The 23934-nt window shown below is 37.6% G+C and carries 19 protein-coding genes; 8 read left to right on the forward strand and 11 right to left on the reverse strand.

Translation table 11 applies throughout. From position 1 onward, the window contains the following. Window positions 1-23: 23 nt before the first annotated feature. Complete coding sequence (locus tag FB2170_RS07935) at window positions 24-2567, reverse strand: adenosylcobalamin-dependent ribonucleoside-diphosphate reductase (RefSeq protein WP_013306018.1); 2544 nt, start codon at window positions 2565-2567, stop codon at window positions 24-26. A gap of 290 nt (window positions 2568-2857) precedes the next feature. Here FB2170_RS07935 and FB2170_RS07940 point away from each other — a divergent pair, with 290 nt between their 5' ends. From FB2170_RS07940 to FB2170_RS07955, 4 genes are all read left to right on the forward strand, one after another. After that, window positions 2858-3997 carry an SPFH domain-containing protein gene (locus FB2170_RS07940; RefSeq protein WP_013306019.1) on the forward strand — a complete coding sequence of 380 codons (1140 nt, stop codon included), beginning with the start codon at window positions 2858-2860 and terminating at the stop codon, window positions 3995-3997. A gap of 61 nt (window positions 3998-4058) precedes the next feature. Next, window positions 4059-5141 carry a hypothetical protein gene (locus FB2170_RS07945; RefSeq protein ID WP_013306020.1) on the forward strand — a complete coding sequence of 361 codons (1083 nt, stop codon included), beginning with the start codon at window positions 4059-4061 and terminating at the stop codon, window positions 5139-5141. Continuing rightward, on the forward strand, window positions 5138-5863 hold the full coding sequence (locus FB2170_RS07950) for a metallophosphoesterase family protein (RefSeq protein ID WP_013306021.1): 726 nt from the start codon (window positions 5138-5140) through the stop codon (window positions 5861-5863). The genes FB2170_RS07945 and FB2170_RS07950 overlap by 4 nt, the downstream gene beginning before the upstream one ends. A 63-nt stretch (window positions 5864-5926) precedes the next feature. Continuing rightward, on the forward strand, window positions 5927-6922 hold the full coding sequence (locus FB2170_RS07955) for an acyl-ACP desaturase (RefSeq protein WP_013306022.1): 996 nt from the start codon (window positions 5927-5929) through the stop codon (window positions 6920-6922). Between the two features lie 48 nt (window positions 6923-6970). Here the strand turns inward: FB2170_RS07955 and FB2170_RS07960 are convergent, their stop codons facing one another. The 7 genes from FB2170_RS07960 to FB2170_RS07990 form a co-directional block, all read right to left on the reverse strand. Continuing rightward, window positions 6971-7534 (reverse strand): hypothetical protein, encoded by a 564-nt coding sequence (locus tag FB2170_RS07960; protein WP_013306023.1) that lies wholly within the window; start codon window positions 7532-7534, stop codon window positions 6971-6973. A gap of 26 nt (window positions 7535-7560) precedes the next feature. After that, complete coding sequence (locus FB2170_RS07965) at window positions 7561-8466, reverse strand: OmpA family protein (RefSeq protein ID WP_013306024.1); 906 nt, start codon at window positions 8464-8466, stop codon at window positions 7561-7563. Between the two features lie 684 nt (window positions 8467-9150). Then, window positions 9151-10704 carry an aldehyde dehydrogenase family protein gene (locus FB2170_RS07970; RefSeq protein WP_013306026.1) on the reverse strand — a complete coding sequence of 518 codons (1554 nt, stop codon included), beginning with the start codon at window positions 10702-10704 and terminating at the stop codon, window positions 9151-9153. A gap of 88 nt (window positions 10705-10792) precedes the next feature. Continuing rightward, window positions 10793-12274: a sulfatase gene (locus FB2170_RS07975; RefSeq protein ID WP_013306027.1), complete on the reverse strand. Its 1482-nt coding sequence runs from the start codon at window positions 12272-12274 to the stop codon at window positions 10793-10795. Next, complete coding sequence (locus FB2170_RS07980) at window positions 12271-12630, reverse strand: DUF1304 domain-containing protein (RefSeq protein ID WP_013306028.1); 360 nt, start codon at window positions 12628-12630, stop codon at window positions 12271-12273. The genes FB2170_RS07975 and FB2170_RS07980 overlap by 4 nt, the downstream gene beginning before the upstream one ends. Window positions 12631-12633: 3 nt before the next feature. Continuing rightward, window positions 12634-13173, reverse strand: a complete 540-nt coding sequence (locus FB2170_RS07985; protein WP_013306029.1) for a 3-hydroxyanthranilate 3,4-dioxygenase — start codon at window positions 13171-13173, stop codon at window positions 12634-12636. 96 nt (window positions 13174-13269) lie between these two features. Further along, the gene (locus FB2170_RS07990) at window positions 13270-13749 is read right to left on the reverse strand and encodes a CAP domain-containing protein (protein WP_013306030.1); all 480 of its coding nucleotides are present in this window, start codon (window positions 13747-13749) and stop codon (window positions 13270-13272) included. Window positions 13750-14093: 344 nt separating this feature from the next. Between FB2170_RS07990 and FB2170_RS07995 the strand changes: the two genes are divergently transcribed. Further along, window positions 14094-19613, forward strand: a complete 5520-nt coding sequence (locus tag FB2170_RS07995) for an alpha-2-macroglobulin family protein (protein ID WP_013306031.1) — start codon at window positions 14094-14096, stop codon at window positions 19611-19613. Window positions 19614-19623: 10 nt separating this feature from the next. Here FB2170_RS07995 and FB2170_RS08000 read toward each other — a convergent pair whose 3' ends face one another. Both FB2170_RS08000 and FB2170_RS08005 read right to left on the reverse strand, forming a co-directional pair. Then, entirely contained in the window at window positions 19624-20058 is a 435-nt protein-coding gene (locus tag FB2170_RS08000) for a hypothetical protein (RefSeq protein WP_041632756.1), read from the reverse strand. 188 nt (window positions 20059-20246) lie between these two features. Further along, on the reverse strand, window positions 20247-20711 hold the full coding sequence (locus FB2170_RS08005) for a hypothetical protein (protein WP_013306032.1): 465 nt from the start codon (window positions 20709-20711) through the stop codon (window positions 20247-20249). A gap of 230 nt (window positions 20712-20941) precedes the next feature. Here FB2170_RS08005 and FB2170_RS08010 point away from each other — a divergent pair, with 230 nt between their 5' ends. Both FB2170_RS08010 and FB2170_RS08015 read left to right on the forward strand, forming a co-directional pair. Further along, window positions 20942-21901, forward strand: a complete 960-nt coding sequence (locus FB2170_RS08010) for an ornithine cyclodeaminase family protein (RefSeq protein ID WP_013306033.1) — start codon at window positions 20942-20944, stop codon at window positions 21899-21901. Beyond that, window positions 21894-22961, forward strand: coding sequence for a proline racemase family protein (locus tag FB2170_RS08015; RefSeq protein ID WP_013306034.1), 1068 nt, complete (start codon window positions 21894-21896; stop codon window positions 22959-22961). Before FB2170_RS08010 ends, FB2170_RS08015 begins: the two co-directional genes overlap by 8 nt. Window positions 22962-22966: 5 nt before the next feature. Here FB2170_RS08015 and FB2170_RS08020 read toward each other — a convergent pair whose 3' ends face one another. Beyond that, complete coding sequence (locus tag FB2170_RS08020) at window positions 22967-23476, reverse strand: CvpA family protein (protein WP_013306035.1); 510 nt, start codon at window positions 23474-23476, stop codon at window positions 22967-22969. A 60-nt stretch (window positions 23477-23536) separates the two neighbouring features. Between FB2170_RS08020 and FB2170_RS08025 the strand changes: the two genes are divergently transcribed. Further along, window positions 23537-23893 (forward strand): hypothetical protein, encoded by a 357-nt coding sequence (locus tag FB2170_RS08025; protein ID WP_013306036.1) that lies wholly within the window; start codon window positions 23537-23539, stop codon window positions 23891-23893. The last annotated feature ends 41 nt before the right edge of the window (window positions 23894-23934 follow it).

Here is a 23934-nt window from a genome sequence, read left to right on the forward strand (position 1 = left end):
AGAAGGTATTTGCATACTTCGTATTATCCGCACTTAGAAGAGCCACAATCCTTACATGTTAGGCAGCCCTCTTGATAGATCAGGTTATTGGATTTACAATTATCGCATTTTTGACCTTTTGCAGCCGTACCATCGGCAACATACCTTTTAAGGGCGCGAGCGACTCCGTTTTTCCAAGTACTTATAGATTCACCTTCCAATTGTAAACTATTGATCAAATCAACTATTTTTTCAATTGGCATGCCATGACGTAGTGTACTTGAAATTAACTTGGCATAGTTCCAATACTCAGGATTGAATTTTTGCGATAGACCTTCAATAGTGGTTTTGTAACCTCTTTTGTTTTTATATTGAAAATCATAACGCGAAGTGCCATCTTCTTCTCTGTTTTTAATGATAAGACCATTTTCTGCCCAACGAGGAATCAAAATACCATCTTCATCATCAGAGAGTCCAGTGAAAATCTCATAGGGTTGGTCATCGACAAGACCTATAAAGGCAATCCATTTTTCCTTATTGTTCTGAAAACGTACTACATCTGCTTCTAGCACTTGCGGGCGTTTAGTTGGGAAATGCGTCAATGTTTCTTCAGCTTCCGGCTCATTGGAAATCAATACACCAGACCTGGAACCATCGCGATAAACGGTAACACCTTTACATCCTGCTTTCCAGGCTTCCAAATACAATTTTCCCACTAAGTCTTCCTGAACTTCATTTGGCAGGTTAATTGTAACACTAATAGAGTGGTCTACCCATTTTTGAACGCCACCTTGAAGACGTACTTTACTCAACCAATCCACGTCATTGGAGGTTGCCTTATAATAAGGAGATTTCTTAACTATTTTATCTAATTCTACTTGGCTGTAGGATTTATTGGTATCAATACCATTAACCTCCATCCATTGTCTGAATCTATGATGAAAGACCACATATTCTTCCCATGAATCACCCACTTCGTCAACAAAAGTCACATTAACGTTCTTGTCATTGGGGTTTACCTTTCTTCTACGTTTATAAACCGGAAGAAAAACTGGCTCTATTCCCGAGGTGGTTTGGGTCATTAAACTGGTTGTGCCAGTAGGTGCAATTGTCAAAAGGGCAATATTTCTACGACCATATTCCAACATTTCATAATACAGTTTTTCGTCAGCTTCTTTTAGGCGAAGGATAAAAGGATTTTCTTTTTCCCTTTCTGCATCAAAAATCTCGAATGCTCCACGATCTTTAGCAGCATGAACAGAAGCTCTATATGCTTCCAAGGCAATATTCTTATGTACTTCAATCGAAAACTCATTGGCTTCCTCACTTCCATAGCGAAGACCTAAAGCTGCCAACATATCGCCTTCTGCAGTAATGCCTATTCCCGTTCTTCTGCCTTTTATTGCTTTTTCCTTAATGTTCTCCCATAGGCTTATTTCTACCGATTTAGTTTCTTCCAACTCAGGATCCGCCATGATTTTTTCCAAGATGCCATCGACTTTTTCAAGTTCAAGGTCAATGATGTCATCCATTATGCGCTGGGCCAATGCAATATGTTTTTTGAAAAGCGGGAAATTAAACGATGCATCTTTGGTGAATGGTTGATCAACATAAGAGAAAAGATTGATGGCCAACAAACGACAAGAATCATAAGGGCATAATGGAATCTCTCCACACGGATTGGTAGAAACTGTTTTATATCCTAGATCAGCATAGCAATCAGGTACCGATTCGTTGATGATCGTATCCCAAAATAAGATGCCTGGCTCAGCAGATTTCCATGCATTGTGTACAATCTTATCCCATAGCTTATTGGCCTCTATTTCATTTGTAAATCTTGGGTTGTCACTATGTATAGGAAATTTTTGTGTGTAATTCGTATTGTTGTCCACCGCCTTCATAAAATCATCATCTATACGAACCGATACGTTGGCGCCAGTCACTTTGCCTTGTTCCATTTTGGCATCGATAAAGTCTTCTGCGTCTGGGTGGTTGATAGAAACAGAAAGCATCAAGGCACCACGACGCCCATCTTGAGCTACTTCACGGGTAGAATTTGAATAACGCTCCATAAAAGGCACCAACCCTGTTGAGGTCAAAGCCGAATTTTTTACCGCTGAACCTTTTGGTCGTATATGCGAAAGGTCGTGACCCACGCCACCACGACGCTTCATTAATTGTACCTGTTCTTGGTCTATTTTCATGATTCCACCGTAAGAATCTGATTTACCATCAGTACCGATTACGAAACAATTGGAAAGAGAAGCAATTTGATAAGGATTCCCAATACCGGCCATAGGACTTCCTTGAGGTACGATGTATTTAAAGTTTTTGATTAGGTCATAAACTTCTTTTTCGGTTAAGGGGTTGGGATATTTTTGTTCAACCCTACTGATCTCTTTTGCAATTCTATAATGCATGTCATCCGGATTCATTTCATAGAGATTTCCTTCAGAATCTTTTAATGCATATTTATTGATCCAAACTTGAGCGGCTAGATCATCGCCTTTAAAATAGGCCAAACTAGATTGGTATGCTTCTTCTTGCGTATACGTTTTTCTTTTAGCGGGGATGGTTTTTACTGACATTAACGGTTATTTATGTGTTTATGGAGTTATTTTGAGTAAGTAAAATTAGTGATATTCGAGAAAACACAATCATGACAAATGTCATAAAGTTTACAAAAAAGTAACATAAAATACTGATAATCAATTTAGTAAAAATTTATCAACACTAAAAAGTTAACAAAAAAGTAAAACAATCATTTTTATTAAAGTAACATTTACTAAGCATGCCAGACCTATAATTAATTACGGTTTCTACTTTGGAACATTTAAAGAATTCCTTACCTTTTTAACAAATAAAAAACACTAACAAAATGAACTTATTTGAAGAGATAAAAAACAAACTGAAGCATGAATTTATTGACATTGTTGAATGGCTGGATGCCTCAGATGACACCATTGTCCATAGATTTGAAAGATATCAAAATGAGATTAAGAACAATGCGAAGCTTATTGTTCGCGAAGGACAGACAGCTGTTTTTGTAAATGAAGGCCAATTGGCCGACGTTTTTACTCCCGGAACATATACGCTAAACACGAAAAACCTTCCTATACTTACTACGTTAAAAGGTTGGAAATATGGTTTTGATAGTCCGTTCAAGGCCGAAGTATATTTTGTGAACACACATTTATTCACTGATGAGAAATGGGGAACCAAGAATCCGTTCATGTTGAGTGATGAGCGATTTGGATTGGTGGAGATCAGGGCTTTTGGGACGTATAGTTTTAGAATCAACGATCCTGGTAAATTTGTGGTTGATGTCGTGGGTACCGATGGTAATTTTACCAACTATGAAGTAAATGAACACCTTAAAAGTTTAATAGTTACCCGATTTACCGATACAGTAGGTGAGGCTAATCTTCCGGTAGAATTATACGCCGCGAATACCAGTGAACTATCAGAAACATGCCAAGAGGTAATGCAACCTGAATTTGGCCGTGTGGGTATTGAGTTGGAAAAGTTCTACATCGAGAACGTTTCTATGCCTGAAGAACTTAAAAAAGAAATATTTGAATATAGCCGATTGGATAAATTGGATATGACCAAACTTTCCCAGTTCAAAGCTGCCAAGGCCATGGAAGCTGCTGCCAAGAACGAAGGCGGAACTGCCGGAGCAGGTATGGGAATGGGAATGGGATTCGTATTGGCACAGCAAATGGGCAATATGATGAGCCAACCCGGGACGCAACAACCTTTTGGTGGGCATCCTCAACAAGTTGCTGCAGTACCACCGCCAATGCCAACTCAGGTTATGTACCATTATGCTGTTAATGGCCAACAGGCGGGACCAGTAACTTTTGATAAACTAAAGGAACTTTTTGCAAGTAGAACTGTGAACAGAGATTCTTTGGTTTGGAAACAGGGGATGGCCAATTGGATTGCATTAAAAGATGTGGAAGAATTGAAGGTTTTTTTAGGAGGTAATACACCGCCACCATTACCAACTGCATAATAACCATAATAAATATATTATGAATTCCCATTTCATTTTGGGGGAATGAGAACATTGGTATATGGAAGAAACCAAGAATTCCGAAGTCAATAAATCTTGCGCCAATTGTGGCGCTGAACTCAAATTCAAACCTGGTTCGCACCAAATGGATTGTGCGTATTGTGGCTATGAAGAGTTTATAGAGCAGGCTAAAAGTAGTTTTGAAGAATTGGAACTTCAGCATTATTTGAAAGTTGTTGGCGAAAATGCTTATACAGAAACCATTGATTTGCTCCATTGTAAAAACTGTGGGGCAAATCAACATGTTGAGGAGAATTTTAAATCGCTCGATTGTGTATATTGTGGTGAGCCACTAATTCGGGAGGATGTAGAAAAAGAAGGGTGGATACTTCCAGGGGCTTTGGTGCCATTTCAATTGGATGCCAAAAAGGCCCGTTCCATTTTTAAGAATTGGGTAGGCGGTATTTGGTTTGCCCCGAACAAACTCAAAAGGGCAGCATTGGACCCTGAAGGATTGCACGGACTCTATATTCCATATTGGACATTTGATTCCAATCTATATGCTGAATATCAAGGACAGCGTGGGGATTATTACTATGAGACACATCGGGTACGTACAAAAAACGGCACTAAAACCCAGCAAGTACGTAAGACTAGATGGTCACATGCTTCAGGAAGTGTAAATGGGTTTGTAGATGATATTTTAATCAATGCTTCGGAAAAAAAGCGCAGGGTGATACCTTCTCAGATTTCACACTGGAATGTAAAAGAATTGGTGGCATTCAATTCAAAATATCTTTCTGGTTTTGTCACAGAGAAGTACACCATTTCACTTAAGGAAGGTCATCATCAGTCATTTCAAGAGGCCAAACAAATAGCATATAATTGGATTCGAAGAGATATTGGGGGGGATACCCAACGTATAGGTCATGCCGATATTAAATTATCCGACGAAACTTTCAAGCATATTCTACTTCCGGTTTACATAAGCTCATATAAATACAATGGGAAGGATTATCATTTTTATGTCAATGGGCAGACCGGGACTTTGAGTGGCACCAGGCCCTATTCTTTTTGGAAGATTTTCTTTTTGGTTTTATTCATAATTATGGTCATTGCCATTATTTCGATATTTGCTGGATGAGGACATTGGTAGTTGGTGATATACATTCAGGATTAAAAGCGCTTGACCAGGTTTTACAAAGAGCGGAAGTTACTACTAATGATAAGTTGGTTTTTCTTGGAGATTACGTTGATGGTTGGAGTGAGGCGGCTGAAACGGTTGATTTTTTGATTGAACTTGACAAAACCCACAATTGCGTTTTTTTAAGGGGAAATCACGATGAGCTTTGCTCAGATTGGCTGGTTAAACGAGAAGATAACCCAATGTGGTTACAACATGGCGGTGCTGCAAGCGCTGAATCATATAAGAAAGCTTCGCAATCGACCATTGACAGACACATAAATTTCTTTAATGATTTAGTGAATTATCATTTAGATGCTGAAAATCGATTATATCTTCATGCAGGGTTTACCAATGTGAAAGGTGTTGAGCATGAATATTTTCAAAAAACCTTTTATTGGGATAGAACGTTATGGGAGTTGGCGTTATCCTTAAATCCGAATTTGGGGAAGGAGGATAAATTCTATCCAAAACGATTACTACACTATAAAGAAATATATATTGGCCATACTCCAGTTACCCGACTGGGAAAAACCACTCCACAACAAGGTGCGAATGTTTGGAATATAGATACAGGAGCAGCTTTTAAAGGACCATTATCAATCGTAGATGTTGATACAAAAGATGTCTGGCAAAGTAATCCTGTTCATACATTTTATCTAGACGAAAAGGGGAGAAATTAAAATTTAGCTCCTCCTAATCGAAAATCAAAGGATATATTAACGTTCTTTGTTAAAAATGATATTATGGTTACCAAGAACATTCGGTTAGAAGTAATGCAGGCTTTAGAGCCCAAAGTGGATGAGTTCATGAACTCTTTCTTGATTCCTGCAGAGGATATTTGGCAGCCAACAGATTTTCTTCCCGACCCAGAGAGTAAAGGATTTTTAGATGACATTGAACAGTTACGTGAAGAATCCAAAGAACTTGGATATGACTTTTGGGTGACTATGGTTGCTGATATGATTACTGAGGAAGCTTTGCCAACCTACGAATCTTGGTTAATGGACGTTGAGGGGATCAACCAGCACGACGGAAAGAAAAATGGGTGGTCTAAGTGGGTGAGAGCATGGACAGCTGAAGAAAACCGACATGGTGATGTGCTAAATAAGTATTTGTATTTGTCAGGTCGTGTGAATATGCGGGAAATTGAAATTACTACACAACATTTGATTTCAGATGGATTTGATATCGGTACTGATAGGGATCCTTATAAAAACTTTGTATATACTTCTTTTCAAGAATTGGCGACAAATATCTCGCACAAACGAGTTGGTCAAATGGCCAGAAAAAAAGGCAATAAACTTTTAGGGAAGATGTGCGGTATTATTGCTGGTGATGAAATGAGGCATCATTTGGCATATAGAGAATTTGTGAAACAAATTTTTGGTGAAGACCCATCAGGAATGATGTTGGCCTTTGCTGATATGATGAAAAAGAAAATTGTAATGCCAGCACATTTTTTACGTGAATCTGGGGGAACAATAGGCGCGGCCTTTGAGAATTTTTCAAATTGCGCACAACGTTTGGGAGTATACACGGCTCATGATTATATCGACATTCTTAAAAAATTGAATGCTTTTTGGGATTTGGAGACCGTGAGAAGTCTTTCAGATGAAGCAGAAAAGGCAAGGGATTATTTATTGAAACTACCAGCGCGATTAGAACGAATATCGGAACGAATGCAATTTCCTGAAGATCAATATCATTTTAAATGGGTAGAGGCCAACGGAACTTTATAGAATCAATAAACCCTGACGAAATTGTCAGGGTTTATTATTTGCATTTTATTACAGTTTCCCGTGATTATGTTCATCTTGCCATTTAGAAAGGTCTTTCCATTTGCCTTCATAACACATTTTGGCTTGCATAGGCCAAGAGGCAGGATCGTGTACCTTATAACGATTACCACCACCGTCGAGAACTTTTTGGCAATCGGAAACAGCAGTATCAGAAAGCGCTTTCCAAGTACTGATTCCTGCATCGTTGAACATTCCAGATATTTTCGGGCCAATTCCTTCAATAACCTTTAAATCATCTTGTTTGACCGTTTTGCCCAAAGCAGCCTTAGCGGCTTTGGCATCAAAAGGTAATGACGTATCGGTTGCGGCCAATGATGCAGCTGCCACCGCTCCACCGGTCCCAGCCATTGTCGCACTTGCGGAAAGTTTTCCAGTGCAGGCATCTAAATCGGCCTGTAGCTTCGCATTTTTGTCCTGTAAAAGTTTTAGGTCTGCTGAATTGTCAATCGTTGTGCTTTTTCCTTTTCCTAAAAGGTATCCGAAATAAGCGCAAAGCGCTCCTACCAATAAAGGAATTAACCAGCACCAAATATTCATTGTTGAAAAATCCATTTTTAATATGTTTTTATGTTAGTTATTTAGTTTAAAGTGATTACTGTTCGTCTATTTTTTGCCCTGCCTTCTTCAGTATCATTACTGGCAATTGGTTCATCTGGACCTTTAGAAGTGGCATTTATTCTACTTTCAGGTATGCCATTGCGCATTAAATATGATTTGGCGAAATCGGCCCTTTCTTGACCAAGTTTAATATTTGCATCCCTTTGACCTGTATTGTCTGTATGACCGACGATGTTCGCTACTGCGTCGTCCTCCTTATCAAGATACCTTGATATGTTGGCAAATTTTTGACGTTGTTCAGCTCTAAGATTTATTGATGCCTCTGCTGTATTGAACTCCAGAGAGATTGGGTTACCCTTTATTCGTTGATAAATGTCAGCAAGTTGCTCATCAGCGTCTTCCGCTCTATTTGCAATGCTATAACCTAATGGACCACTGAAAAGATTAACATTGGGGACCAATTCGTTTTTTAATTGTCCCAGGGTATTCATTAATTTAGAAGGAATTCCCTTTGAAACAAAGTAATTCTTTACTGCATTGGCTCTTGCCAGTCCTAAATTCGGAAAGGCCGAATCATTTTCTTCATCAGAAGTATAGTATCCATTGATATTGAATACTTTTTCAGAATTCTCATCTAAAAATGATTTTAAACTTTCAATACCATCTTCTACCCCTTGTGATACTGGTGTTAGAATAGCCGAAGATGAAGAATTGAAATTAAAGTTGTCATTTGCGCTATATGTGAAATCCCCATCACTGAACGAAAAGGGAAAAGACGTAGCTTTTGGCTCTATTGACGTTATCACTTCTTTTTCGGGCTCCTCTTTTGATTGCATGCCACATTCGCTGCAACATGTAATGTAAAAGTAAGTCCCTGCCAAAATGGTGATAATGATCCCCAATAGGTTGGTGGTTCTTTTTGTCATTTGTAATTAATGTTTAGTGTTACTCTTACAATGTATTAAAAAAATCTTAAAATAAAGTATTAACGACTATGAATCAGGGAGGTAGGGTTTTAATTTAAGAAGTCGAACGTACCATTTATACAGATTATTTGGCCGTTTATATATTATTTCGAACTCGTATAGTAAAGAAGTCTGATATTGCATGAAAATATTAAAAGTAAGCCCTATCTCTCCCGACAAAGTTCCGGCATTGAGGTGGGGTTTCTTTTTTCAGCATTTACCAACGCTTGGGAAAATGACAACAATTACAATGTAATACCAATAGTATCATTTTTTATCACATTCATACAATCAGACTGACCATCAATACATTACTTCTTGATTTAACTTAGTATATGAAATACTTTTAGATATAAGAGAACCTAAATAGCCTGTGATTATGAAAACGAAAATAAAAGATTTCCTGACCTTTATTTATATGGTAGTTGTATTGGGCACACAAACCTTGTTGGAAGGAAGTTGGAAAGTGGAGGAATCTCCGAAAGAAAGTTAGAAACTTTAATCAAAGCAAGGTGTGGTAACCTTGTATTATTTCTTTTTAGTTTGAATTAGTTAGTTTAGTTGGTTAAGAAACCCGCTGACCGTTTGAGCCAGTTTCAATAAATGAAACGAAGGAGCTGAGCGGTGAGCGGGTTTCTTTATTATTTATAGGTCGAATTTAATACCTTGAGCTAAAGGCAATTCGTCTGAATAATTTACTGTATTGGTTTGTCTACGCATATAAACTTTCCAAGCATCAGATCCAGACTCGCGTCCACCGCCAGTTTCTTTTTCGCCTCCAAAAGCACCGCCAATTTCTGCTCCAGAGGTTCCAATATTTACATTGGCAATTCCACAATCCGAACCTGCATACGATAAGAACTTTTCAGCTTCTTTCATTTCGTTTGTCATGATAGCAGAAGATAAACCTTGGGCAACACCATTTTGTTTATCAATAGCATTTTCAACATCTCCAGAATATTTCATTAAATATAATATGGGCGCAAATGTTTCGTGTTGTACTATTTCAAAATTGTTTTCTGCTTCGATAATAGCGGGCTTAACGTAACATCCGCTTTCGTAACCCTCTCCTTCTAAAACACCGCCTTCAACCAATACATTTCCTCCTTCAGCTTTTGCTTTTTCTATTGCAGCTAAATACGTATTTACAGCATCTTTATCAATTAAAGGTCCAATATGATTTTTCTCGTCTAACGGATTACCAATAGTTAACTGACCATAAGCTCCGACAATAGCATCTCTTACTTTATCGTAAACAGATTCATGAATGATTAAACGACGCGTAGATGTACAACGTTGACCACAAGTACCAACAGCACCAAACACAGCACCAGGAACTACTACTTTTAAATCTGCAGTTGGTGTAATTATAATTGCGTTGTTTCCACCCAATTCTAATAATGATTTACCAAAACGTTCAGCAACAGTTGCTCCGACGATTCTTCCCATGCGGGTTGATCCTGTAGCGGAAACTAGAGGAATTCTAGAATCTGTAGTCATCATTTCCCCAACCTTATAGTCACCATTAATGATACAGGAAATTCCTTCCGGCAAATTATTTTCTTTTAAAATGTCTGCAATTATATTTTGACAAGCTACAGAACATATAGGTGCTTTTTCAGAAGCTTTCCAAACACAAACATCACCACAAATCCAAGCTAAAGCAGTATTCCAAGCCCAAACAGCAACCGGAAAATTAAATGCTGAGATAATACCAACAACACCAATTGGATGCCATTGTTCCCTCATAACATGTCCTGGACGTTCAGAAGGAATAGTTTGACCGTTTAACTGTCTAGACAAGCCAACAGCAAAATCACAGATGTCAATCATTTCCTGTACTTCGCCATACCCTTCTTGCAAAGATTTACCCATTTCGTAAGAAACAAGTTTTCCTAAAGGCTCTTTTAAATCTCTTAATTTATTTCCAAATTGACGCACAATTTCTCCGCGTTGTGGTGCTGGTACATCTCGCCAAGATTTAAACGCTTTCGTAGCCGCATCCATTACTTTATCGTAATCTGCTCTAGTAGTTGTTTTAACTTTACCAATTAATTGTCCATCTACTGGAGAGTAAGACTCTATAAGTTCGCCAGAACCAAAATTATTGGAACCTGTAGACGTGCCTTCATTGACTTCTTTTATACCTAATTTCTTGAGGGCATCATTGATACCAAATTCTTCTACTATTTTTGACATTTTATAACTTTTAGGACGTGTATTGTTAAATTTTCGACAAATTTACGAATAAAAAATCCTTTTATCCGCTTCTAACCGAACTACGAAATTATTCTGATTTTTGATTGTTGAAATCAGAATAAAGCCCTGTATTTCCTTTGACTAATATGGGCATTAACTCTTCGACTAAATCACGATTCGTTTTGCCTATGTTCCTAGTTTCGTAAGGGTCGTTTATATGGTCATATAATTCAATGGACGGCTCTTCTTTTCTGAAATATTTGGTGAGTCGGTACCTGCTGGTTCGTAATGATATCCCGTTTTTAAAATAACTATAGCCCACACCTTCTGAATCCTCTTGTAGACCTATAAAGCTCTCGCCGTCTATCGAGTGGGCTGGGTCTATATTACTGAACTCTAATAAACTCGGATAAATATCAACAGTTTCTACAATTGAATTTACGCTTCCTTTTTTCAATTTTCCTTTAGGGTCCTTAACAATCAGTGCACTTTTAAGCGCATTTTCGAATAGGGTATGTTTGCCCCAAATGCGTTGATCTCCTAGGTGCCAGCCGTGATCACCCCAAAGAACTACTATCGTGTTTTTTTCAAGACCCAATGTCTGAAGTTCATCCAGCACTTTTCCGATTTGAGCATCTACATAACTAACAGCAGCTAAATAAGAATGCCTTAGTTTCTTGGCATATTCATCTGTTATGGGTTCGGAAAGATGAGCTGTTTCATCCGTTAACTTGTATTGATTGAACTCGCCACTTTCATGAAGACTTTTCAAGTGTACATTTTCAGGTATTTCGGGATTGGGAGATAACGGAATTTCATCTCGATCGTAAAGATCCCAGTATTTTTTTGGGGCATTGAAGGGTAAATGAGGTTTAAAAAAACCTACCGCAAGAAAGAAGGGCTCATCTTTCATTTTCAATTGCCTTAGCTTTGAGATAGATAATTCTGCTGTTAGCCCATCAACATAACCATCGTCTTTCACATTGCCGGCTTCATAAGGTTTTACATTCTTGTCAAGGCTTTGACGGTTTTCGCCATTCGCATATCCAAAAAAAGCGTTCCAACCTGTTTTCCATTTTCCGCTATTAAAAACCAGCTCATTCCAGCTATGTGGCAATTCTCTTTTATCTGAGATTTCTTCGGTATACCCATATAAAAAACCATCGGCGGAGTGACTAATCTTTCCTATTCCCACAGTATAATAACCGTTTCTTTTTAGATGATGAATAAAGGTCTCAGGAACTTTTGTTTCTGATTTATCCGACAATTCAGCTTCAATTGCTCTGTTGGAAAGATGAATGGGTTTGCTTGGTCGCATTCCTGTTAATAAGCTATACCGAGAAGCTCCACAAGTTGGCACTTGAACAAAATGATTGTTAAAAACAGTTCCTTCATTGGCCAATTTGTCCATGTTGGGAGTAAAGGCAATGTCATTTCCATAAGCACCAATTTCAGGGCGTAGGTCATCTACTGCGATAAATAGGATATTGGGTTGTTCTTGTTTGTCTTGGCAACCAAAAAAAGGAAATAGGAATAAAAGACCTATTATTAGAACAACGTAGGTTCTCATATTAGGATTAAGATTATCGCCAACAAGGCAGGGAATGCTTGTACAAAGAATATTTTTTTAGAAGCAGTCAAAGCACCGTAAATTCCAGCAACTGCAACGCAACCCAAAAAGAACAATGAGATGTTCATTTTCCAGATTGGATCTTCAATAAAGAAAGTCCAAATGAGCCCTGCCGCCAAAAACCCATTGTATAATCCTTGGTTTGCCGCCAAAGGTTTTGTTGGCTCAAACAGTTCTGGCGGAAAGTTTCTAAAAATTTTTCTCCCTTTGGTTGTCCAAGCGAACATCTCGAACCACATAAAATAGAGGTGTAGAATGGCAACTAAAGCAATCAAGATTTGAATTATATAAACCATGTTTTATTCGTCTAATGTAAAGCGTTCATCAACTGGCATAACAGTACCACAATTATCGCAGGTCCTTAATTCTTCTGACCCGTAAAAATGTTTGAAATGACTCAAAAAGTCCTTCTCAATATCGTTCAATGTAAAATATACTTCATAAAGATTATGATTACAAGTATCGCAGAACCAAAGTAACCCATCATCTACTTTCATTTCCGCCCTTTTGCGTTCTATGACCAAACCTATTGACCCTTCATATCTAACAGGTGAATGGGGAACTCCTGCTGGGTGAAGATACATATCACCAGGCCCCAGTTTCATAGTCTTTTTTTGACGATCTTCTTGTATATGAACTTCAATGTTTCCTTCTAATTGATAAAACAATTCTTCAGTTTCATTATAATGATAGTCTTTTCGGGCATTGGGTCCTGCCACAATCATCACAATATAATCACCGGATTCTTTATAGAGGTTTTTGTTTCCGACGGGAGGTTTTAATAGATCTCTATTTTCCTCAATCCACTTATTCAGATTAAAAGGGGGTATAATGGCCATTTACTTCTTTTCTTGAAAGGTAAAAAAAGTATTGGTACAATGAATGACTAAGCGGTTGAAAATTGGTTCGTGATAAAGTTAGAGCTTGTAGAAAAACTATTTTTTAAAGAAAAGCTGGGTAAAATAGTAATCACCTGAAGTGCTTTCTTTGACACTAACAGCAGAATGGGTGAAATCACCTTCCATGGTTTTTTTATGGTCACTACTGTTCAGCCAAGCATTAAAGGCCTGGATTGCACTGTTATAGTCTTTTGCAACATTTTCAGCTACGTATTCGGCCTCTACGGCCGCTGCAATATTAGAAGCTCTAGCACTAAAATTATCATGATTAACACTGCCCTTTGAAATCATATAGTCATTATGATCATTCGCATATTCATAAGCGACGGCACTAAACTCCAATGTATTGTAACCTAATGATAACCTATGATCGTTTACAACGTTCAATAGCTCATTTTCAACCTCAGGGGCATTCTTGGCCTCGTTAATATTTGTATTCTCCAATGATTCCTTTGAACAGGAACCCAAAATACATACAAATAAAACGAGGAAAGCATAATGCAATCTCATCTTCATACAGTGTTCTATTTGTAAGTAGGTAAACTATATAGTAAGTAGGAAGATAAGAAAGGGAATCTTGTGTTCTTTTGTTGAGTGGGGTAAAAGTCAACTCTGTAATGATAGTGAAAATAAAGACAGTTGTTATTAAACCATTAAGTTAATCGATGAACTGCACATTTTTTAAGAAAAATGTAGCCTAAAAGAGACATTATTTTAGAATAGTATTATGAATTTTCATCATACTAAATATCGCATTGGCCTCGTTTTAACATATAAGGGGTCATTCAAGCATAAATTTCATGATTAAACGGAATGCGCTAAAGAGAATCTCCACTACTTTTATATAAAATCCATAATACATGAAAATTACGCAGATCCTAAGAATCTCTCTTCTAATATTATTTTTCATTGGTTGCAACTCAAAAAAAGAAAATGACCTTAACGAATATGATGATTTAAGCAGATATCAAAAATTTGTTGCAGAAGTAAGTCATGGTATTGTTTCTGTAAAAAGTGATGTACGTGTAGTTTTGAATCAACCAGTGGATTCTTGGAACAATGGTGATGAACTCTCAAATGACTTGATGTCGGTTTCACCAAAAGTAGAAGGCAAGGTCATTGCCCTTAATAACAGGACCATTGCCTTTATTCCTGAAGAGGGTTTTAAACAAAATACGGAGTATAAATTCATTTTGGCTTTAGCCGATATCATAAAAGATTTGCCCAAAGACTTAAAAACCATAAGCTTCGGTGTCAAGACTAAAAAGCAACAATTCAATGTTTATACAGACCCATTGCAGTCTTATACTAAAGACCAACAGTTTGTTAATGGGCAATTGCGCAGTTCAGATGTAATGTTCTTGCGAACCGCAAAGGCTTTGATTAAGGCAAGTCAATCAGGAAAAAATTTGAATATTAAGTTTGAAGAAGCTGTAAAGGAAGGAACCCAATTCCATTTTAAGATTGATAGTATTCAGCGGTTTGATGATGATTCGCAGCTCGAAATTGCATGGGATGGCACAAAACATGGTATTGAAAGTTCGGGAAAGAACGCCATAAAAATACCAGGGAAGAACAATTTCACTGTACTAGAGGCATTAGTACAAAATGGCGAGGAACAGCTTGTACTTGTAAATTTTTCTGATCCTATCAAAAAAGGTCAGAATTTTAAAGGTCTTGTTGCTTTAGAAGGAGCCGATGCTCTTAAATTTTCTATCGACGGTAATACCCTAAAAGTTTATCCTAGCGATGATATCAAAGGAACAGCACAACTTGAGGTTTTTGAAGGAATAGAAAGTGTGGACGGGCATAAACTCAGGACCAAATTTGAAGAAAGAATTGCCTTTGAGCAGATAAAACCTGAGATTAGACTTTTGTCCAACGGCACTACTTTACCTTCTTCAAGTAATCTAAAAATCAACTTTGAGACGGTAAACCTTAAGACCATAAATGTTTCGGTACTTAAGATTTATGATAACAACATCCTCCAGTTTTTACAAAACAACAATATTGACGGCAATTACAATTTACGCTCAGTTGCACGACCAATTGCCAAAAAGAAACTGGTTTTGCAAAACCAGTTGTCGAACATCAATGGAAAATGGACGGCTCATGCCCTGGATCTAAAATCATTGATCACTCCAGATCCTGGCGCAATTTATAGGGTTGAATTCGATTTTAAACCTGAAGATAGCAGTTATAAATGCGATGCAACAAATTTTGAACTTTTTGAAGAAGGTGAGAATGAGTTTGATGAGGAGCAGGAAGATAGCTCTTGGGACGGAGTGGAAAATTATTATAATGATTACTACTATAACTACGATTGGAACGAACGGGAAAATCCTTGTAACACCTCATATTATTATGATAAGAAAATAGGGGTAAATATTTTGTCAAGCGATATAGGACTCACAATAAAAAAAGGGGTGAACAATAGTTACTTTGTGGCGGTTAACAATATTTTGAATACCAGTCCAATTGCTGGTGCCAAAGTCACTTTTTATAATTACCAACAACAACCAATGGGCAATGTGGTGACCAATGCCGAGGGTACCTCAATATTTGATGCAGAAAAGTTGGCCTATTTTGCAATTGCGGAGAACAATGGGCAAAAGACATATTTAAAACTAAATGATGGTAATGCTCTATCAGTAAGTAAGTTTAAAGTCGCAGGCACTCAATTACAGAAAGGCATAAAAGGATTCATTTTTGGTGAAAGAGGGGTTTGGCGACCAGGAGACAAAGTTTACTTGTCCTTTATGCTGAATGACAATGAGAATAAATTACCACAAAACCATCCCGTAAAGTTGGAATTGATGGACCCTTATAACAAGATTGTCCTTCGAAAGGTTCAACGAAATTCATTGAATAATTTTTATCAGTTTGATATAAAAACCGATGAAAATGCACCAACCGGAAATTGGTTGGCCAAGGTAACTGTTGGTGGGGCATCGTTTACCAAAACAATTAGGATAGAAACAATAAAACCCAATCGGCTTAAGATCAAGACTGATTTTGAGGATGAGGTACTTTCAGGAACCAATCCGATATCTGGAAACCTTGAGGTAAAATGGTTACACGGTGCTATCGCAAAAAATCTAAAGGCCGATATTACTGCTAAGTTCAATAAGAAGAAAACAAGTTTCGAATCCTTTCCAGGATATGTTTTTGATGACCCTACGAGGGCTTTTTCATCTGAGGAATTGCGGGTGTTCGATGGTAAGCTGAATGCTGAAGGAAAAGTTGGTTTTACAATGAACACCCAAATGATGAATAAGGCACCGGGAATGCTAGATGCAGCATTCATTACAAAGGTTTATGAAAATGGAGGTGATTTTAGCACCGATGTTTTTGTGAAACCATATTCATCTTTCCAAACATACATTGGGTTGAATACGCCTAAAGGGGATAAAAATAGAGGAATGCTTTTGACTGATACCAAGCACAAGTTCGAAATAGTATCAGTCGATGAAAAAGGCAAGCCAAGAACTGCAAAAAAACTTAAGGTTACCATTCACAAAGTGAATTGGAGATGGTGGTGGGATACTTCTGCTGATAATCTCAGTAATTTTAGCAGCAGTAATTATCGTGAAAGGGTTTTTGAAAAAACGATAAGTACAAATTCTAGTGGTAAAGCCACTTTTGACTTCGAATTGAAATACCCAAACTGGGGACGATATTTAGTTCGAGTGGAAGATAAAAATGGAGGTCATGCCACAGGTAAAACCATTTATATTGATTGGCCAGGATGGGCTGGTAAATCAAGAAAAAATGACCCCTCAGCGGCAACTATGCTTGTTTTCTCTTCGGATAAAGAAAAGTACAATGTCAATGAAACAGCCAAAGTAACTTTCCCAAGTTCTGAAGGCGGTAGGGCATTGGTAACTGTGGAAAATGGTAATGAAGTATTGGAATCTCTTTGGGTTGAAACCACCAAAGGTGAGACTAAATTTGACTTACCAATAAAGGATTTATATACTCCAAATGTGTTTATACACATTACATTATTACAACCGCATGCAACAACGTTGAACGATTCCCCTATTCGATTATATGGAGTTATTCCAGTATCGGTAGAAAATACGAATACTAAGTTGAATCCCATTATTGCCATGCCAGATGTACTAAGACCTGAGGAGAAAATCACTGTGAAAGTCTCTGAGAAAAGGAACAAGGCAATGACCTACAGTATTGCTATTGTTGATGAAGGACTATTGGATCTGACAAGGTTCAATACCCCAGACCCATGGAACACCTTTTATGCACATGAAGCCTTGGGTGTAAAAACTTGGGATGTTTATGATGATGTTATTGGTGCCTTTGGTGGTAGAATAAATCAGGTATTGTCAATCGGTGGTGATGGTGAATTGGCAGGCGCCAAAAACAAAAAAGCGAATAGATTTGAACCAATGGTAGTTCATTTAGGTCCTTTTGAACTAAAAGAAGGGCAGACTAAATCACATGAAATCAGTATACCAAAATATGTAGGCTCTGTGCGGACCATGGTGGTTGCAGGAGAAAACAATTCAGAGGCATATGGTAAGACCGAAAAAACCACTCCTGTCCGAAAACCATTGATGGTTTTAGCCTCTTTACCTAGAAAAATCACGCCTGGTGAAATGGTTACTTTACCAGTAACGGTTTTTGCAATGGAAAAGAAAGTCAAGAACGTTACTTTGAAAATTAAAAAGGACCAGGCCTTTACAATTGAGGGAGATGAATCGCAAACCCTTTCATTTTCCCAACCTGATGAGAAGATGGCATACTTTGAGCTTAAAGTTGCTGACTTTAATGGTATTGGAAAAGTAATTGTAGAAGCTACAGGAAATGGTGAAAAAGCGTCTTTTGAGATACCAATTGATGTGGTCAATCCAAATCCGATGACTTCAACGGTGCAGGATTTTGTTTTGGATGCCAACGGTAGTGAAACTTTCGATTTGGAGACTTTTGGGGTAGCTGGAAGCAATTCAGCCCAATTGGAGTTCTCGACCTTACCACCTATGAATTTTAATGGCCGAATGAAATATTTGATCCGTTATCCTCATGGTTGTGTAGAGCAAACTACTTCCGCTGCTTTTCCACAATTGTTTTTGGCAGACATCTTTGATTTGGATGCTAATAGAAAAAACAAGATTCAGTTACATGTTGAAAATGCCATTAAGCGACTAGGTGGATATCAACTACCGAATGGAGGTTTTTCCTATTGGCCAGGACAAGGAAGGGTCAATGATTGGGGAACTTCTTTCGCAGGGCATTTCTTGTTGGAGGCAGAGAAGAAAGGGTATGTATTGCCTATTGGGTTTAAATCGAGCTGGGTAAGTTACCAACAGCAAATAGCGAAACAATGGCGCTCAGGAAGTGATCGTTCAGATTTGGCTCAAGCATATCGCCTATTTGCACTGGCCCTCTCTGGCAATGCCGATGTTGCTTCTATGAACAGGCTTAGGGAGACTAGAAATTTATCTAACGAATCAAAATACCGATTGGCGGCTTCATATGCTATGATAGGACAAGCAAAGGTTGCCAAGGAATTGCTTTCCAATGCCTCCTTGGATTTCAACAATTCCAGGCACAATTATTATACTTACGGTTCGGCAAGTAGAAATAGAGCAATGGCATTGGAGACCTTGGTACTGATGAAAGACAAGTCAAAAGCCCAAGAAATGGCAAAAACAGTGGCTCAAAGATTGAGTGAAAAACGCTGGATGAGTACTCAAAGTACCGCTTATAGTTTATTGGCAATGGCAAAATTTGCTGAGATGGTTGGTGGAAAAGGAATAAAAGTCAAAATGAATGTCAATGGCAATCAATCTGAATTCAGTACAGAAAGGACGTTGGCAGAAAAAGTGTTGAAGGTCAAAAAAGGTACTAATTCCATCACTCTTTCAAATTTGGAACAGAACACCCTTTTTGTCAGTGTTGTAAATAATGGGATCTTACCGGTAGGAAACGAAAAAACCATACAACGCAATTTGTTGGCCAAGGTTGTTTATAAAGGCAGGGATGGTTCTCAAATAAATGAATCAAATATTATGCAGGGAACTGATTTCGTCGCAGAGGTTACTTTAACGAACACCTCAAGTAACCCTTTAAAAGATGTTGCTTTGATGGAGATTTTCCCTAGCGGTTGGGAAATTGTAAATACCCGCTTTACCGATTTTGGCGATTTTGCCCAAAATAATGTGACTCATACTGATATTCGGGATTATCGTGCCAATTTCTATTTTGACATGAAGCGAAATGAAACAAAGACATTCAGGATTTTATTGAATGCTTCTTATTTAGGAAGATACTATTTACCAGGTATACAGGCAGAAGCTATGTACGACAATGACCATGAGGTGCGAACCAAAGGCAAATGGGTACAAGTGGTACGATAGCCAGAATTATTTATGAGGCTTTGGATGATCTTATGTTAGTGGTATGTTTTGCCCATATTATGGCATCTTCCAGAGAAGTAAAACTTCTAAAATTGGATGAGGTGAATATTTTTTCCAAAATATTATTGAAATAGCCGGTCTTCGTGTAGTTGATGATTCCGTAACCTTTTAATTTAAAACTATTTTTATAGAAATTGAGCCAATCAGAAGGTTGCACTGCGTATTGGTTGATCCTGTTTGTGAGATAAATTAAGTCCTTACCATTATTCCCATATAAACTGCTAATATCTTTGGAAGCCAATTTTCCATGCTCCTCCCAATTGAAGACTACATCTTCGTTTATTTCGGCAACAATAAATGTTTCAAAAAGAAAAAAGGATCCAAAAGAATAATTTAGTTCATTGAAAGCCTCATGGTAGAACGGCGTGTTTTTTAACTTTGACATTATAAAAAGATTTGGATTTCTTTATTAAGGCCAAAGCTATTCTAACCTATTAAATTTCAATCAATTAATCGATGACTCAAAGAGAAATATCTTTAAGTCGCATAGTTTCAATTAAACATTAGGCAGAGATTTCCTTCAAAAACCACATAATTGTTTTTCAATTATTGAAAGTTGTTAAAAATGATAATTTACTCGGAATGAAAGATGGTAGATTTGTATTCAAGAGGAGTAAGAACATTTGAATTTGATAGTTTACCAACCCATTGAATAGCATCTTCCAAAGAATTGAACCATCTAAGTTTAGTGTTCACGAACATTCTTTCAAGCATAGCATTGAATAGCCCCGTTTGTGTATAGCTGATAATACCATATGCCTTAAGCATAAATCCAAATTTGTGGAATTTTTTCCAATCTGTCGGAATTACAGAATAGTCATTTACCCTGTTGGAAATATATACAATGTCCTTGCCGTTGTTGTCATAAAGGTCGAAAAGTACTTCGAACAATTGTTTGCCATGTTCATTCCATGAAAAAAGAATATCTTCATGAATTTCACCAACTACAAAAGTATCAAATAGGTAAAAATCACCGAAACTATAATTAATCTCGTGAATTGCCCTATTATAATATGGTGTATCTCTTAATTTTATCAAAATGCCCCCATTTCATCGTTCTCACTAACAAATAAATAAAAATCAAAGCAATCGCTTTGTTATTATCGTTTAATCACCATTAAATTCTCTGTAATGCTAAGTTGAGCTATTCAATGGGAAATGTACTTTCTTTGGCTATGAGAATTGTATTACATAGATTGAATCAATTTATGTCACTTGCGAAATTTATTATGGCTTGTCTAATCTAAAGAAATACATACTTTTGGATTATGACTAAGTTAGTTCAAATAGATGATCAATTCATCAATACTAATACCATATTTTCGGAGCTAATCCTTGAATTAAAAAACGGTTTTTCCTCTAAAAACAGCAAGGTTCCCATGAGGCACCACCATGACTTTCCTAATCCAGAAGTGGGTGCTGACTCTACTTTGCTTCTAATGCCCGCATGGAATCCAAATAAGGAGGCAGGAGTTAAAATTGTTACGGTAAGTCCTGAAAACGGACAGTTCGGATTGCCTTCGATACAAGGAATTTATATTTTGATAGACCCTATTAAAGGGGGTATGAAAGCAATTTTAGAGGCCAAAAGTCTAACGGTGAAAAGAACCGCAGCGGCTTCGGCATTGGCATCTTCTTTTTTATCGAGAGAAGATTCTTCGAGTCTTTTAATGATTGGCACCGGGGCATTGTCTACCAATTTGATTAAAGCCCATGCGACGGTTCGACCTATTAAGAGGGTTTATGTATGGGGAAGGGATGTAGAAAAGGCAAGAGGTATTTGCGAAGCTTTGACAAATGAGGATTTCAAGATTTCAGCGGTCGAAATTGTTGAAGAAATTATATCTGAAGTAGATATTATTTCTTGTGCGACACTTTCAAAAACACCATTGGTTTTAGGTAAGTATTTGAAGAAAGGGCAACATGTAGACTTGGTCGGGGCCTATAAAAAGGATATGCGTGAGGCAGACGATGACGTAATAAAAAAAGCTTCGGTCTTTGTTGATACCATGCAAGGGGGACTTAAAGAAAGTGGAGATATTGTGATTCCATTGCAGAACGGAATTTTGAATGAGGAAGATATTAAAGCAGATTTATTCAGTTTATGTTCAGGTCAACATCTAGGAAGAACCAATCAAAATGAAATCACAGTATTTAAATCTGTTGGGCATGCTTTGGAGGATTTAGTCTCAGCTTCATATTACTTTAAAAAGTATTCCAATGGGTAAAGTCTATGACAACATACGGGAAAACAACAATTTGGAACCGAACAAAGATTGGCTCCAGATAAAGACTATTGACATGCATACTGGTGGTGAGCCATTAAGAGTTATTGTCGGGGGGTTTCCTGAATTAAAAGGTGAGTCAGTTCTTGATTATCGGCGTTACTGTAAAGAGAACTATGATCATTTGCGAACAGCTTTAATGTTTGAACCGCGTGGTCATGCAGATATGTATGGTTGCATATTGGTTCCGCCCAATGACCGGGATGGCGATTTTGGGATAATTTTTCTACATAATGAAGGGTATTCCACGATGTGCGGTCATGCCATTATTGCCATTTCTACTTTGGCCGTTGAAATGAAATGGATTAATGTTAAAGAAGGAGACAATATACTCAAGATTGATGCTCCCTGTGGCCGTATCACTTCTTATGCTAAAGTGAAACATGGAAAGGTCGTTGGAGTGAGGTTTCATTGTGTTCCCAGTTTTGCGGTCGGCTTGGATCGTACAGTTGAGGTCAATGGTCTGGGCAAAGTGACGTATGATCTTGCATACGGTGGGGCATTTTACGCTTATGTGGATATGGCCAAAAATAAGTTTGATTTTGATCTGGGTCCTGCGTCATATCGTAGGTTGATTGCAAATGGTATGGCAATCAAAAATGCTGTAATGGAAAGTGATAAAGAGATTTTGCATCCTTTTGAAGATGACTTAAGTTTTCTTTATGGCACCATTTTTATAGACAATTCCAAACAGGAATCTGGAGTTGACAGTAGAAATGTTTGCATATTCGCTGAAGGGGAAGTTGATCGCTGCCCAACTGGTTCTGGGGCCTCAGGAAGAATGGCTATTCATAAAGCCAGAAAGGAAATTGATTTTGGAGAGATCATGACCATTGAAAGTATTACTGGTTCAGTATTCAAGGGATCGGTAATTTCGGAGGAGGATTACGGTACTTTCAATGCAGTAATTCCGCAAGTTGAGGGCACGGCACACATTACAGGAATGCACACTTTTTGTATTGACCCAAATGACCCTATGAAGGATGGATTTATACTGAGGTAAGAGAATTATTCCTCTTGGGAACTATTCTCTTCATTTCCTTTTAATACTTTGGAAAATACTAGTGCCCCTATATCTTTTATTGGCTCATACAACACAGAATCTTCCAAGGTCTCACTTTTAATCAAATTCACTGAAGAATTGGCCCGTTCAAAGAACACCAAAAGGGCTCCAAGAATTACAGCAACTTTCAATGCTCCAAAAATTGCTCCGGCCAATTTGTTCAATAAACCTAACATGGCAAAATCTGCAATCTTCGTTAGGAACTTCCCTGCCAAATGTACAACTAGCACGATTATTACGAATGTTATGATGAAGGCTGTTATATTAATAGAGCGTTCATTCCACTGCATGTTTTCCGATAGATAATTCCCTGCGATATATGAAAAATGTATCGCACCGTAAAGTCCGGCGACCAATGCAATTATTGAGGCTATTTCAACAAAAAGTCCATTTTTAAGGCCTTTGTAAAGACCATAAATAAGTAACAATCCAAGCAAAATATCCAATATTCCCATATCTTTTTGTTTGCTCAAATATAAAACATTGATTTGTACCTTTGAATTTGAAAAAGGAATATGTCAAGAGATTTACAATTAAAAGAACGCTGGGAGGAATTGGTTGAAAAACTGTCGGCTCAATTTGCGGATGGTGATGCTTTGGAATTGGATGCAATTATTTATTTGGTTGGCATCCAGGAATTAGGACAATACCATAAAACCTATAAAAAAGACGAAAAACTGAATTTAATGCATATAGCTATTTGCCGTTTGTTAGAACCGTATGGTTATTATGAGTTCAATTTTTTTGATGAAGAAGGCTGGCCGCATTATTCAGTTAAAGAGGAATTGCCCCCGCTTAAAGCTGGAGAACAGTCTGTATTGATGAAAGAAGCGATCGTAGGTTATTTTTTAGAGAAAGAATATATAGTTTAACCCTTTTGTCATTTCTCTGAAAATGACAAATCATCACATTC

The organism is Maribacter sp. HTCC2170, assembly GCF_000153165.2.
Taxonomy (GTDB): Bacteria; Bacteroidota; Bacteroidia; order Flavobacteriales; family Flavobacteriaceae; genus Maribacter_A.